The organism is Trinickia dinghuensis (assembly GCF_003367175.1).
In the GTDB taxonomy this organism is placed as follows: Bacteria; Pseudomonadota; Gammaproteobacteria; order Burkholderiales; family Burkholderiaceae; genus Trinickia; species Trinickia dinghuensis.
In genome coordinates, this window is record NZ_QRGA01000010.1 from 335,659 (window position 1) to 349,393 (window position 13,735).

A 13,735-nucleotide genomic window follows, 5' to 3' on the forward strand; every position below is an offset into this window, starting at 1 on the left:
AGTTGAGTTGCCGTTTCTCGATGGCCGCGCCGTGCATCGCGTTGCCGTTTTGCGGCGCGCGAATACCCGACGACGGCCGACACTCAGCCCTCTTCTCGATAACGACCAAGAGCCTGACTATCGAACCGCACGAAATAATTACCGCGTGATACGGAACGTCTGTGGAGCGTTTTTACTTCAGGATTTCGGAGGGTATTGCAGATGCAGATATGCCGAAGACATCGGCGATAAGAAATTATGCGTGAACATAAAGCTTGTCAAGACGCAGTGCGGATAGCGGCAGCGCGGCCGCTGCGAGCGCGATTCCTCCCCTTACGGATTTTCGTGGGAATGTTCTTTGTCTTTAACGAAATCGTCTGTCGATTGGGCTTTTAACTGAAAAGTCAACTATCGGCTCTAAATATAAAGATCGTTCTACCCAATTCTATTGGCAAGTCATTAGTACCTGATTGTCTTAATTATCGATCGGAAAAAATTGTCAAACGCATTTATGATTCAGGAGTATTGATGACGACGAGCGGCGTCAGGGGGAGTGTAGCGCACGGCATGACGCTTGCGCGCCCAACGTTCACGTCGCGCCTCACGCTAATTCGGCGATCTCGATGCTGCATAAGGGCAGCGCCTGCGGGAAGATATGCCGCGTCGTCTTCGGCGGATACAGCGAGCGAGCGCGCGAACGCGCAACGATTTCCTCGGCGTTCACCTGAAACTCCGGGCGCCGCGCCAGGACGCCGACGTGCGCGTAGTCGAGCAGCACGCAGGGGACGCGCGGCAGCGACAGACGCAGCGCCGCCGCCAACCGATGGTGGCCGTCCATCACCGCGAAGCTCGCGCGCTCGAGCACGATCGGCGCAGTCCAACGGCCGCTGCGCTCGATGCTGTCGAGCACCTCCAGCAAGCGAGCCACGTCGTGTTCTTCGTTGGGCAGGATGCATTCCGTCGGGATCAGTTCGATGATCCAGTTCGAAGACTGCATGGTCTGATCCTCGACTCCATCGACTCGGTTCATGATTGACTCGCCCTTGCATTCACCCCTGCGCGCACACTCCGTGTCAGCGCGCCGAGCCGGCTCTCGAACTTGCGCAGCAGCATCGCCGCCGTCGCGGCGAGCCCGATCGCCAGCCCGATCCAGATTCCGTACATCCCGTAGCCGAGCCTCAATCCAGCCCACCACGCGACCGGCAAACCGATCAACCAATAGCCGACGATCGATATCCGGAACGAACTCTTCACGTCCCCGAGTCCGCGCAAAATACCGACACCGATGTTCTGGCCGCAATCGAAGATCTGCAGCAGCGCAGCGATTCCGAGTAGGCCCGTCGCGAGGCGCCGTACCTCGTCGTTCGACGCCGCGCCGTGACCTAAAAACGGAGCGAGCACGTACGCCGGTGCGACGAGATAAGGCAGTGCGACGACCAGCATCGCCGTAAACCCGAGTGCGAGTCCCGTATAGCCGAGCCGCCGGGCACCGCGATAATCGTGCTGCGCGCATGCATGGCTGATACTGATCGACGACGCGTGCGACAAGCCGATCGAGATCATGAACACGATGTAGATAACCTGGTTCACGATCGTCTGCGCGGCAAGCGCATCGGTGCCGAGCGTACCGATCACGAGCGTGAGCACCGTGAAAAAAGCCGCTTCGGAGCCGTACGTCGCCGCGATCGGCAGCCCCATTTTCCAAGTCTGCGCGAGCGAACGAGCATCCGTGCGCCAGGCGGCGAGCGACAGATGCTCCGCGAGTTCGGGCCGGCGCTTCACGACGGCGAGCATGGCGACGAACGACAGCAAATACACGCTGCTCGTCGCGCACGCAATCCCGGTCAAACCGAGCGCCGGAAAACCGAAGCGGCCGAACATCAGCGCGTAATCGAGCGCGGCGTTGACGACGATCGACACGACCGTGATCGCGAGCAGCGGCCCAGGCTTTCGCAGTCCGACCATATATTGTCGAAGCGATTGAAACCAAAGACACGGCAACATGCCGGGGGCGGCTGCGGCGAGATAGAAAGTGGTTTGCCGCGCGATGTCCGGTTCCTGGCCGAGCCATACGAGCGGCTTTTCGACGAACAGCATCGCCACCGCGAACGCAAGCGCAGCCAACGTCGACAACGCAAAGCTCGCCCGAACGAGACGCGTGATCTGCGTGCGATCGCGCTGCCCATTCGCGAACGAGATCAAATTGCCGGTGCCCGTCACAAGCCCGGTTCCCATGGTTCGAAGCTGGTTGAAAATCGTCAGCGCAAGACCGCCGGCAGCGATCTCGCGCGGACCGAGCATCCCCATCATCACGATGTCGGTGGTCGTCAGCGCCACCTGCGCCAGTTGCGTGAGGACGAGCGGCGCGGCAAGCCCGCCGATGTGTCTGGCATCGAACCAGAACTGTCGATGTGCATTCATGCGGCGCCGGCGAAGATGGGATCGAGTTCGCGGGCAACGGCGCCGTCGAGTAGATCGCGTTCCCGCATCCAGTCGTCGTCGAACACCGTGTCGAGATATTTTTCGCCGCCGTCGCAAACGAGCACGACGAGCGTCGAATCGGCCGGCAGCGCGTCGAGCATTTTCAACGCGCACCAAATCACGCCCCCGGCCGAACCGCCTACGAGCAGCGACTTCTTGCGGGCGATGTAGCGGGCCGTATTGAACGCCACCGTGTCCGTCACCTTGATGCCCTCGTCGAGCAGCGCGTAGTCGACGAGCGCTCCGATTTCCGCGCCCGGCGGCGTCCCGGTGCCTGATTGATAGTAGGTGCCGCCCTTGCCGCCGAACGCAATGGAGCCGACGGGTTCGACACCGACCACGCGCGGCGCCGGCCCCGTCGCGCGCAGCTCGCGCGCGGTACCGAACAGCGAACCGCCCGTGCCTACCGCGCCGACGAGGTACTCGATCCGCTCGCCGAGCGCGTCGCGCAGCTCGCGCGCAAGCGTGCGGTAGCCATCGCCGTTGGCCGGATTGTTGTGCTGCTCGGTCCAGATGCTGTTCGGGTCGTCTGCCGCCATGCGTTCGGCGAGCGCCTCGCGGTCTGCCGTCGCGAGCGAATCGCCCTCGCTGACGTAGACAAGCTCCGCGCCGAACGCCTGCATCGCGCGCAGCTTGTCCTTCGATGCGTGGCGGTCAACCACGGCGGTAAAGCGGTAGCCGCGTTCGGCGGACAGCAGTGCGAGCCCCATGCCGGTATTACCGGATGTCGATTCGATTACCCGCCCCGCGAGACGAAGGCTGCCCCCCTGCTCCGCTTCGTCGAGCATCTGCCGCGCCATCCGGATCTTGGCGCTGCCCGTCGGATTCGTCGACTCGAGCTTGAGCAGGATGCGGGCGCCATTGCGCGCGCGTATGAGTTCGAACAACGGTGTGTGACCAATCAGATCCGATACTTTCGAGACGATCGCCGGCACCGTGATGGTCGGTTGTTCGGCTAAGAGACGCATATTCATCGTTAGGCTCCGGACAGCGTGGACAGGCGGTCGACGCGCCAACGCGGGCGCGCGCCGTCGAGGGTCACGACAAGCTTCGGGGGCAGCGGCAATTCATGAAACGGTGATTCGTTCGAATCCATCTGGTAGCCGGCCGTGTTCGGATAAAGCAGCAGATCGCCGGCCTCGGGACGCTGCGCGAAGGCGACCTTGCGCCAAGTGACCATGTCCGAATCGAGGCAACTCGCCCCGCCGACGCAGGCGCGGTACGGTGCGCGCATTCGCGGCGGCTCGCTCGGCTCGTTCGGGGCCGTCAACAACTCGGGATCGGGCAGGAACTCGCTCGCGAACCATTGTTCGGAGACGCTGAAGCTCGTGCCGTTGACCGTAGCGATGCCGTAATCGCCGCGATCCTTCACGCCTTGCACGGTGAAGACAGTGAACCCCGCCTGATCGAGCAGCGCGCGGCCGGGCTCGAGCATCAGTTGCAACCCGTGCTCGCGCAGAGAATCGGCAAGCGGCTTCGAATCGCCATCAGGGATGCCGGTCAGGATGGCATCCAGCATCTGTGCGCCGGTACACGCCGAGTGATAGGGATAGAAGCCGTCGAACGTTTTGTTCGCGTGGTAGTCATCGGGCCGATGGTTCGTCTGAAACGCCGCCCAGTCGCACGCAGCGGCGTAGGACATCGCGAAGCCTCCGCCGATGTCGATCGTGCCGGGCGCAAGATCGAGCGCGCGTGCCGACATGCATGCACGTACGGCAACGCCAGCTTGGTCGCATCGTGCTTGGGCGCCGTAGCCGGACAAGTGAAACGAAAGGCCTTCGAGCGACAACGTCGATCGATTCGAAGCACATAGCGCGAGCGCCGAGTCGAACGAGGCGGGATTCAGGCCGAACCGGCTCGAACGCTGCGCAGCCGGCTCCATCCGCAACAGCACGCGTGCGACGCGGCCGCACTGCCGCCCGACGGCGACGAGACGATCCAACTCGTCGACGCTGTCGACGGCGACCAGCGCATCGTGATGCACCGCGAGCCGCAGCAAGTCGCTCGCTTTTTCCGGGCCGGAGACGCCGATATCCGCGCCACGGACGCCGGCCATCAATGCTTCGCCGAATTCACCGGCACTCGCGACATCGATGCCGATCCCCGTCTCGGCGGCCGCTCGCGCGAAACAGCGCGCCTTGTTCGCTTTCTTCGCGTAGTAGATCCGGCCCGTTACGCGACGCTCGGCAAGCGTGCGTTGAAACGCGGCGACGTTGCGCGCGAATCGCTCGGGAAACAGCAGATGAAGCGGCGCATCGAAACCGCTCGCAAGCTCGTGGATCGTCGCCGCGTGCCGATCCATGAAAGCACGCTGTGCCGGATCCCACAACGCGGGCAACCGAGGGACATCGCTCACCATAGTTCGACCTCCTCGCCGAGCCCCTTCGCCCGTGCCGCATCGGCCAGCACGCGGCCAAGCGCGATGTCGGTCACGACCATGCCGCTGTTGAACGCGAACACGATCTCGTCGTCCGAGCGGCGGGCGGGGCGACGGCCGAGCAAGATGTCCGGCAGTTGCGCATCGATCGCCGGCAGCTTGCCCCGCTCGTCGGCGAGATCGAGGCCCGTCACTTGCATCTGCGCCTCGCTCGTCGCGATCCGATAATCGGCGCGATGGAGCGCGTCGGCGTGAATGCCATAGCCGACCAACAGCGCGAGCGCGCCGCGCTTCAGGTGGACGTGGCGCACGGCTTCACGCCTGCCCGGGCCCGCCACGCCAAGTACGATGTCCGCTTGTTTCGCGGCGCCCGCAAGGTCGATCGATGCCTCGATCTCGCGGCCCGGATGGAAGCGCTTCAGCGTGTTGCGCACCGCGTCGATACCATCTCGGTAATGACCGTGCACGATGAGGCGCTCGACGTCGGGCAGCGCCGCCAACAGGAACGGCAACGCCATCCGTCCCTGCGTGCCCGTGCCGACGACGAGCGCCGTGCGGGCGTTGGGCGTCGCCGCGCGCGCGATCAGCGCCGAAACGGCGGGCGTACGCAGCGAACCGACGAGGCTGCCGTCCAGCATCGCGACAGGCATGCCCGTTTCGTCATCGAACAGCAGCAGCGTGGTGTAGTACCGCTGCTGTTCTCGGCTGTGCCCGGGATCGTGCTTGTACGAAGTCTTGAAACCGACCGTGCGATGCCCGCCGTCGAGGCCGAGCATCGAATACGCGACCGAATGTTTGGATTTCGGCTGCGTCATCAGCTTGCGCGGGTTATCGGATTCGCCGCTGCCTAGGCCGTGATAGGCGCGCTCCACTGCGTCGAGCACCATGGCGATGTCGTAATCGAGTTCGTCGAGATTGCGCTTGCTCAGCACACGCAATCTCGACGGCTGCGTTGCGAGCCGCGGACGCTCGTCGATATCGGATGCGACTGCACCTGCCATCTTCGTAGTCTCGATCGATTCGAGTGTCATCGTATTCATCGGCGCCTCAGAGAATTTCGCGCATTGCCGGCGCTTGCCGGAACGGCAGCGTCTCGCGCAGGTTGTTGTGAACGTTGACGCGCCGCAGCCAGCGCTGCCGAGGCCCGTAGTTCGGCTGATAGACCGTGCGCCCATGCACGGAGCGCTTGTTGTCGATCCACACCATGTCGCCCGGCTGCATGACGACGCTCGTCCGGTTCGCGTAGCAGGCATCGATGAGCCAACGCAGCGCCTGCCGAGCTTCGGCGTCGCCGGGCAGCGCCGACATGAACGCCTCGTCCACGCGCAGCCATGGCTTCGCGCGCAACCCCGACAACGCCGGCACGGGTTCCGGGTTGTCGTGCATACGGCGGATGTGTTCGAACACGTGATCGTCGAGCCGCCAATGCTCGCTGACGTTCTGCTCGGGCAGGTGCGACTTGTCCGGCAGGATCGTGAAGCGCGGCGCGCTCAGAACCCGCCACATGTCGTCGGGAATCTCGATCTCGTCGATGCCGCAGAAAATCGTCTGCGCGCGCTCGTCGTTGCGATAGCAGAGGATCGACAGGAAATCGGCGCGATAGTCATGAAACGCCTCTTCGTTGTGCCAAACGAGCGTCACACTGCTGCCGCCGCCCAGTTGCTCCGCTCGGTCCTTCTCGATCGGCACGATGTGACGCAGGAAGCGGCCGTTCTCCTGCGTGCGCCAGCCGAACATGTCGCCGAGCAGCGAGGTCATCAGGCATTGCATCGCCTCCTCTAGCAGCGACGGCGGATTGCGCCACGGTGCGTCCCAGTGCGACGGCGACGGGCCGATGCGCGTATCGTCGACCGGCATGCCGCGCAACAGCAGGACGCTGCACGGCAATTCGAGTTGACGGAAGCGATGCGCGAGCGCGCGCAGCGAACGGGGTAGCTCCTGGGCAGCCAGCGCGCAATCGTGCGCGAACGACGTGCTTTCGACGCTGTCATGATGCGCGAGGAGCTCCCGCGCGACATCCGCGAGGACGGCGAGTTCGTCGTCGCGCAATTCGTAGATCGCGAGCGACTTCGAAACCGCCCTCAGTCCGGAGGGATCGATGCCTTCGACAAGATTCATACGGCTACCTCGAGTGAAAACGGGCGCTGCCACACCGGCGGTGGGGCGGATGCCCTGCGAACGACCTGTTTTCGTGGGGATCGTGCCGGCGTGCTCTGCGGCAAGTCCGGTAGCCTTTTCTTGTTATCGAGCCTGCTGCGCTACATGTCGACCTGCGCCGAAACGAAGAACGTGCGCGGCTGTCCGGGCCATGCGGCGTTGTAGTTCGCCGCGGCCCAGTAGCGTTTGTCGGTCAGGTTCTGCACACCGGCACTGAAGATCGTCGCGTGCCCGCCGATGCGTGTTTGGTAGCGGGCGCCGGCATCGACGCGAACGTACCCCGGCAGCGACACGGTGTTCGCCGCATCGAGCGGTCTCGCACCGACGTAGTAGATGCCGGTGTTCACGCTGAGCCCGTGCACGGCCGCGATTCGATAGTCGAGGAACGCGCTCGCTTGGAACGTCGGCACATTCGCGGCGCGCTTGCCGTTCGTCGCCGGATCGCCCGTCTCCTCCTGCTCGGTATGCAGGTACGCGGCGCCCGCGACGATCGACAGGTCGCGTGTCGGGCGGCCGTTCGCGGTCAACTCGACGCCCGTATGGCGCTGCGTGCCGGCCTGCACGTAGTAGTTCGAGGAGTCGACGTACTGCAGCGTCTTCTCGATGCGGAACACCGCGGCATCGACGGTGAGCTTGTTGGCGATGTCGGCCTTCACGCCCGCTTCGTATTGCTTGCTTTTCACCGGCGCCAGGCTTTGCCCGGCATTGAGCGTGTTGTAGGGCGCGACGCCGCCTTGCTCGAAGCCCTCCGAATAACTGGCGTAAGTCGAGATCGACGGCAGCGGCTTGAAGATCAGTCCGGCCGACGGCACGTTCACGCTCGACGTGTAATGCGTGCCCGCGGCGGCCGGCGCGTATGAGTCGTCTCGATAGCCGACGTGCCGTACGCCGAGCATGACGCTCCAATACGAACCGATATCGATCAGGTCGCTGACGAACACGCTTGGCTGAAAATTCTTTTCGACCGTCTTCGCCGGAAACGTCGTGGTTTGCGCCGGCGAATAGACCGGGTCGAACAGATTGCCGACCGTGATCGGCATGACGCCGAAGCCGCCTTGACGTGCTTCGTAGTTGCGCGTGGATACGCCGGTCACGAACTGATGCGAGAGGGGTCCCGTATTGAATTTGCCGCTCACGAACGTATTCGTCGAGAGCACGCGGAAGCTTTGATCGGGCGATAGATAGATGTCGCCGCTCAAGATGTTGCCGTTGGCCGCGACCGAATAGATGTCCGGGAACGCCGCGTCGCGGTTGTTGTACGACTGCGCGACCTGTGTCGTGAAGGTCCAGTTCTCGGTCAGCTTGAAATCGAAACGGCCGCCGACGTTGAACGTATTGGTCCGGTATTGGAGCCACGGCTGCCCGAGCAGGATGCGCGGATCGAACTGCGGCGGCAGCGAACCATCCGGCTGCGTGCCGATCACGGGCTGCGCCGCCAGCCGCTTGTTCTGGTAATCGAAATTGAACTGCAGCAGCGCGCGCGGCGAAATCGCCCAATCGAGTGCGCCGCTCACGAACGTGCGGCGCAGGTCGCCCGCATGTCCGAAGTTGCCGGCTTTCTCGCCCGCTACGTTGAAGCGGTAGCCGAACTGACCGTCGCCGATAGGCCCGCCCGTATCGACCGCACCGTAGTAGCCGTCGTAGCTGCGCACCTCGCTCGTGACCGTGGTGAAGCGATCTCGGGTGGGACGCTTGAGCACGTAATCGACGGTGCCGCCCGGCGAGTTCACGCCATAGAGGAAGCCCGACGGTCCCTTGAGCACGTCAACGCGCTCGACGTTCTCCAGCGGCACGTCGTAGTAAGGTGCGACGGGCATTCCGTCGCGACGCATGGTGTTGGTCCAATCGATCGGAAAGCCGCGGATGCTGATGTTGTCCATCGCGCCGCCGACTGCCGTGTTCTGCACGGACGGGTCGTTCTTCAGCACGTCCATCAACGTGCGCGCACGCTGCGCCTCGATCAGTTCGCTCGAGTAAGACGCGACCGACATCGGCAAGTCCTTCGGATCCTTCGCGCCGAGCGCGCCGACGTTGACGTCGGGTACCGCGTACAGAGACGGGCGCGTGCCCCGTACGGAAATCGCATCGAGCGCGCCGACACTCGATGCGGCTGCGTCCTTCGACGCCACGGCCGCCCCGGCCGTCTTACGCGACGTCTCGGCGTCCTTGGCGTTGTCGTCTTGGGCGTAGACATTCCATGACGCGAACGCCAATGCGCACACGAGAATCAGTCCGTCCTGGCAATGCGCCGCGCCTCGCCTCGCGCTGCAAACCCGTTTCGCCAAACAATCCGCATGACTTGTCACCGCGTCCCGCATCGATTCCCCCATCGTTCAACGTTCGAATGGCTGGACTCTATCGTAAACGCGAATCATTCTCAATATCATTTACGAAAGATCATGCGAAGGCGCGGTCAGTGGGATGTCTTGCGCGGAAAGTATCTGGATCCACACGGTCAGAACAACCGCCTCTGCGCGCGGCATAGCGCCAGGTTTGTACCGGTTGTTCTCAGCGGCTTTAGCGAAATCAAGAATGGAAATCCCATTCGCTTTGCGCATTCGGCCGCCCTTCTTTGCAATCCCATATTCGAAGAATCGTCATGCTCGGCCACTGCGCCGAGTCCGCTCAAGACAGCACGATGCACTAAGCTCTTCACAATAGTTTTGATCGTGACTGCACGCCGGCCAATAAGATTCCACCACCGCCGGGTGGCGCGAAACGCGCCGCCCATCCTGTCTCTCGACTATTCGATTCGGAGTCTCGACTACGAAGGCATTGCGAAGCTACATTGCCGAATTGATCGGCGCTTTTTGGCTGGTCTTCTGCGGCTGCGGCAGTGCGCTCCTCGCGGCAAACGCCCATGTCTTCGCGGACAACGTCGGCATCGGCCTTGTCGGCGTTTCGCTGGCCTTCGGTCTGTCCGTGTTGACGATGGTCTACGCCATCGGCCCCGTATCGGGCGCTCATTTGAATCCGGCCGTGACCATTGGCTTGACCGTTGCGGGGCGCTTCCAAAACAAGCACGTCGTGCCGTATGTCGTCGCGCAAACGATCGGTGCGACAGCCGCGTCCCTCGTTCTGAGCCAGATCGTGATGGGCACCCCCACCGCCGATCCCGCCACGGCCGGGTTCGCGACAAACGGCTTCAATGCGCTTTCGCCGGGCCACTATTCGATGCTGGCCGCATTCCTTTGCGAAGTGGTCATGACAGCCTTTTTCGTCTTCGTGATTCTGGGCGCGACGCACAAGCGCGCCCCGTCCGGCTTCGCGGGAATCGCCATCGGCCTGTGCCTCACGTTGATCCATCTCGTGTCGATCCCGGTCACGGGCACATCGGTCAATCCCGCGCGCTCGACCGGCCCGGCACTCGTTGCCGCACTCTTCGGCCACGCCGACGCCCTCGGCCAGCTCTGGCTCTTTTGGCTTGCCCCGTGCGTGGGTGCCGTCTTGGCAGCCGTGATCTTCCCGATCGTGGTATCCGATGAAGAAGCCGCCGCACCGGCGCCATCGGTCGCGCTCGAAAGCTGAAGGAAAAGCATCGCCAGCACAAGCGGCGCAAGCGGCGCAAGCGGCGATTGACAGCCGCTTGCCGATCAGCGATCCTTAGCCGCATGAACTGCCGCCAATTGCCCATCGCCGTGATTATTCCCGCCATTCCGAGAATGGTGGGTTAGCGCGCATAAGCAGCAGACACGAAACCCGCCCAATAGGCGGGTTTTTTTATTTCCGCCTCCTGGGCTTCCTTGCAACAGATCGTTTTACAAGGAGCCTTCCCATGCATCATTCGCTCGCCCCGCTCGCCGCCGAGGAAACGCCCCATCACGACGAGTTGGCCGGCTACCTCCAAAAGATCCTGACCGCGCGCGTGTACGACGTGGCGCGGCAAACGGACTTGCAGCCCGCCCCGCAGCTATCGGCCCGGCTCGGCAACACCGTCTTCCTCAAACGGGAGGATCAGCAAAGCGTCTTCTCGTTCAAGCTGCGCGGCGCCTACAACAAGATGGCGCACCTCTCGCGCGACGCGCTCGAGCGCGGCGTCATCACGGCGTCGGCCGGCAATCACGCGCAGGGCGTCGCGCTCGCGGCGGCGAAGCTCGGCGTGCGCGCCGTCATCGTCGTGCCGCAAACGGCCCCCCGCGTGAAAATCGATGCCGTGCGCGCGCACGGCGGCCCGACCGTCGAAGTCGTGCTCGCCGGCGAGTCGTATAGCGACGCCTACGCGCACGCGCTGCAACTGCAGCACCGGCAAGATCTCACGTTCATCCCCGCGTTCGACGATCCCTACGTGATCGCCGGCCAAGGTACCGTCGCGATGGAGATCCTGAGGCAGCACCAAGGCCCGATCCACGCGATCTTCGTACCGATCGGGGGCGGCAGCCTGGCCGCGGGCATCGCCGCCTATACCAAAGCCGTGCGCCCCGAGATCCGCATCGTCGGCGTGCAAACCGAGGACTCCTGCGCCATGGCGCAATCGCTCTCGAGCGGGCGCCGCGTCGAACTCGAGGAGGTGGGACTGTTCTCCGACGGCACGGCAGTCAAGCTCGTCGGCGAGGAAACGTTTCGGCTGTGCAGCGCCTATGTCGACGAAATCGTGACGGTCGATACCGATGCGCTATGCGCCGCCATCAAGGATGTGTTCCAAGACACGCGCAGCCTGCTCGAGCCTGCCGGTGCGATGGCCGTTGCCGGCGCGAAGCGCTATGCCGAGCGCACCGGCATGGCGGGCGAAACGCTCGTCGCCGTGACCTCGGGCGCCAACATGAACTTCGATCGGATGCGCTTCGTTGCCGAGCGGGCCGACGTCGGCGAAGCGCGCGAGGCGCTGTTCGCCGTCACGCTGCCCGAGCGCCACGGCAGCTTCAAGCGCTTTTGCGGACTCGTCGGCGAACGGCAAGTAACCGAATTCAACTATCGGATCGCCGACGCGGACTGTGCGCATCTATTCGTCGGGTTGCAGACCGCGCATCGCGGCGAATCGGCGCGGCTCGCCGGCGCATTCGAAGCCGGCGGGTTTCCGACCGTCGACTTGACGGGCGACGAACTGGCCAAGCAACACGTGCGCTACATGGTGGGTGGCCGCTCGCCGCTCGCGCGGCAGGAGCGGCTATTTCGCTTCGAATTTCCCGAGCGGCCCGGCGCGCTGATGAAGTTCCTTTCGTCGATGGCGCCGAACTGGAACATCAGCCTCTTTCACTACCGCAACCAAGGCGCCGACTACAGCTCGATCCTCGTCGGCATGCAAGCGCCGCCCGAAGAACACGACGCATTCGCCGGATTTCTCTCGTCGCTCGGCTATGCGCACCGCGAAGAAACCGACAACCGCGCTTATCGCATGTTCCTGTCGTGACGGGCGGGCGACGCCGTTGTTGATCTGCGTGTTCGGCCGCGGCGCGTCGGGCCCCTGAGGCACCCGAGCGGCGGCCGCATCATGGACGCGCCGGTCAGCGCGGGAGGCGGTAGAAGAAAAAGACCGTGCTGCCGGCGAAGATGCCGAACAGCGAAAGGCCCATTGCCATGGCGAGATCCATGCTGCCTCCGGAACGGTTTGCGAGTGACACTACAGCGGATGGACGGAAGCCGAGCGGCGACGGGTTGCAAACGCAACGCCGCGCGACCGGCACAAAACGACAAAATATCCGCAGGCGAGGCCATTATGAGCCGAGTCTTTCACGCTCGAAAGCGGGCAATTTCCCCAGCAGGGTTTTTCCCGAGCCGAAGCCGAGGCACAATCGCATGTCGCCAGCCCCCGAAGCGCGGGGGCCCTTTCCGCATGGAGCGAGCAGCGAGCGCTCCCCCCCAACCCCATCACCGAGTACCGCCCATCATGACCGTTTCCCCACAGCAGGCCCTCGTCGATATCGCGCACGGGTCGTCCCGTCTCCAGCTCGCACCGCAACTGGGCGGACGGCTGCTCAGTTGGCGCATCGGCGACGAAACGGTCATCCATTGGCCCGAACACGCCGATTGGGACAACGTGCCGCGCGTGCGCGGCGGCAACCCGCTGCTGTTCCCATTCCTCGGCCGGCACAGAGTCGATAGCCGCCTAGGCGAGTGGCGCGATGCGAAAGGCGTCGTGCGTCCCCTGCCGGTGCACGGCTTCGCGCGCGACCTGCCGTTCTCGCACGAGGTCGACGCCGACGGCCACGGCATCCGCATGACGCTGACCGACACCGAAGCCACGCGCGCGCAGTACCCGTTCTCGTTCCGCTTCGAGGCCGCGTACCGGCTCGCCGATGCACATACCCTCGAAGTCACGTTGACGGCGGCCAATACCGGCGACGCGCGGCTGCCCTACTACGCCGGCCATCACTTCTACTTCGCGCTGCCGCACACGCTACGCGGCGAAACGACACTCGAGCTGCCGCCGACGGTGCGCCGCCGCCAGTTGGAAGACGGCGCGATCAGCACGCCGGAGCCGGGCGAAGCGCAGTACACGCTCGACGACCCGTTCATCCACGACCGCTTCCACTGCCTTCAAGGCGTACCGGCAACGCCGGTGCAGCTCGACTGCCCGACGCTGCGCCGGCGCATCGAGATCGACCTCGACCGCGAAGGCTCCGTGCCCTGGTACGCGGTGACCACCTGGACCGAGGCCGACACGTCCGACTTCTATTGCGTCGAACCGTGGCTCGGCCTGCCGGACGCGATCCACAACGGGCTCGGCCTGCGCTGGCTCGAACCGGGGCGCACCGAGACGGCATCGCTGCGCATCCGCGTGTCCGATCTTGCCTAACGTGTTCG

10 protein-coding genes are annotated in these 13,735 nt (G+C 64.0%); 3 read left to right on the forward strand and 7 right to left on the reverse strand.

All coding sequences use genetic code 11. The features are described 5' to 3' along the window. Window positions 1-580: 580 nt before the first annotated feature. The 7 genes from DWV00_RS19605 to DWV00_RS19635 form a co-directional block, all read right to left on the reverse strand. On the reverse strand, window positions 581-1,009 hold the full coding sequence (locus tag DWV00_RS19605; protein WP_115535237.1) for a ParB N-terminal domain-containing protein: 429 nt from the start codon (window positions 1,007-1,009) through the stop codon (window positions 581-583). Further along, complete coding sequence (locus DWV00_RS19610; protein ID WP_115535238.1) at window positions 1,006-2,400, reverse strand: MATE family efflux transporter; 1,395 nt, start codon at window positions 2,398-2,400, stop codon at window positions 1,006-1,008. The genes DWV00_RS19605 and DWV00_RS19610 overlap by 4 nt, the downstream gene beginning before the upstream one ends. Further along, window positions 2,397-3,434, reverse strand: coding sequence for a cysteine synthase family protein (locus DWV00_RS19615; RefSeq protein ID WP_245964948.1), 1,038 nt, complete (start codon window positions 3,432-3,434; stop codon window positions 2,397-2,399). Before DWV00_RS19615 ends, DWV00_RS19610 begins: the two co-directional genes overlap by 4 nt. Window positions 3,435-3,436: 2 nt before the next feature. Continuing rightward, on the reverse strand, window positions 3,437-4,819 hold the full coding sequence (locus tag DWV00_RS19620) for an alanine racemase (protein ID WP_115535239.1): 1,383 nt from the start codon (window positions 4,817-4,819) through the stop codon (window positions 3,437-3,439). Beyond that, a complete protein-coding gene (locus DWV00_RS19625; protein ID WP_115535240.1) occupies window positions 4,813-5,877 on the reverse strand; it encodes an ornithine cyclodeaminase family protein in 1,065 nt (354 codons plus the stop codon). Before DWV00_RS19625 ends, DWV00_RS19620 begins: the two co-directional genes overlap by 7 nt. Window positions 5,878-5,884: 7 nt before the next feature. Continuing rightward, window positions 5,885-6,955, reverse strand: coding sequence for a TauD/TfdA family dioxygenase (locus DWV00_RS19630; RefSeq protein ID WP_115535241.1), 1,071 nt, complete (start codon window positions 6,953-6,955; stop codon window positions 5,885-5,887). Window positions 6,956-7,095: 140 nt separating this feature from the next. After that, window positions 7,096-9,279: a TonB-dependent siderophore receptor gene (locus tag DWV00_RS19635; RefSeq protein ID WP_245964949.1), complete on the reverse strand. Its 2,184-nt coding sequence runs from the start codon at window positions 9,277-9,279 to the stop codon at window positions 7,096-7,098. Window positions 9,280-9,739: 460 nt separating this feature from the next. Here DWV00_RS19635 and aqpZ point away from each other — a divergent pair, with 460 nt between their 5' ends. The 3 genes from aqpZ to DWV00_RS19650 all read left to right on the forward strand — a co-directional run bounded on the left by aqpZ (window position 9,740) and on the right by DWV00_RS19650 (window position 13,727). Then, on the forward strand, window positions 9,740-10,522 hold the full coding sequence (gene aqpZ, locus DWV00_RS19640) for an aquaporin Z (protein ID WP_281272660.1): 783 nt from the start codon (window positions 9,740-9,742) through the stop codon (window positions 10,520-10,522). A 247-nt stretch (window positions 10,523-10,769) separates the two neighbouring features. Further along, window positions 10,770-12,341, forward strand: a complete 1,572-nt coding sequence (ilvA, locus tag DWV00_RS19645) for a threonine ammonia-lyase, biosynthetic (RefSeq protein WP_115535243.1) — start codon at window positions 10,770-10,772, stop codon at window positions 12,339-12,341. Window positions 12,342-12,818: 477 nt separating this feature from the next. After that, complete coding sequence (locus tag DWV00_RS19650; RefSeq protein WP_115535244.1) at window positions 12,819-13,727, forward strand: aldose epimerase family protein; 909 nt, start codon at window positions 12,819-12,821, stop codon at window positions 13,725-13,727. The last annotated feature ends 8 nt before the right edge of the window (window positions 13,728-13,735 follow it).

What these genes read in the sequence shown, in the direction of transcription:
- ilvA (WP_115535243.1), top strand. Translation starts at nt 10,770, where the DNA reads ATGCATCATTCGCTCGCCCCGCTCGCCGCCGAGGAAACGCCCCATCAC.
- DWV00_RS19625 (WP_115535240.1), bottom strand. Translation starts at nt 5,877, where the DNA reads ATGAATACGATGACACTCGAATCGATCGAGACTACGAAGATGGCAGGT.
- DWV00_RS19620 (WP_115535239.1), bottom strand. Translation starts at nt 4,819, where the DNA reads ATGGTGAGCGATGTCCCTCGGTTGCCCGCGTTGTGGGATCCGGCACAG.
- DWV00_RS19615 (WP_245964948.1), bottom strand. Translation starts at nt 3,434, where the DNA reads ATGAATATGCGTCTCTTAGCCGAACAACCGACCATCACGGTGCCGGCG.
- DWV00_RS19650 (WP_115535244.1), top strand. Translation starts at nt 12,819, where the DNA reads ATGACCGTTTCCCCACAGCAGGCCCTCGTCGATATCGCGCACGGGTCG.
- DWV00_RS19610 (WP_115535238.1), bottom strand. Translation starts at nt 2,400, where the DNA reads ATGAATGCACATCGACAGTTCTGGTTCGATGCCAGACACATCGGCGGG.
- DWV00_RS19630 (WP_115535241.1), bottom strand. Translation starts at nt 6,955, where the DNA reads ATGAATCTTGTCGAAGGCATCGATCCCTCCGGACTGAGGGCGGTTTCG.
- DWV00_RS19605 (WP_115535237.1), bottom strand. Translation starts at nt 1,009, where the DNA reads ATGAACCGAGTCGATGGAGTCGAGGATCAGACCATGCAGTCTTCGAAC.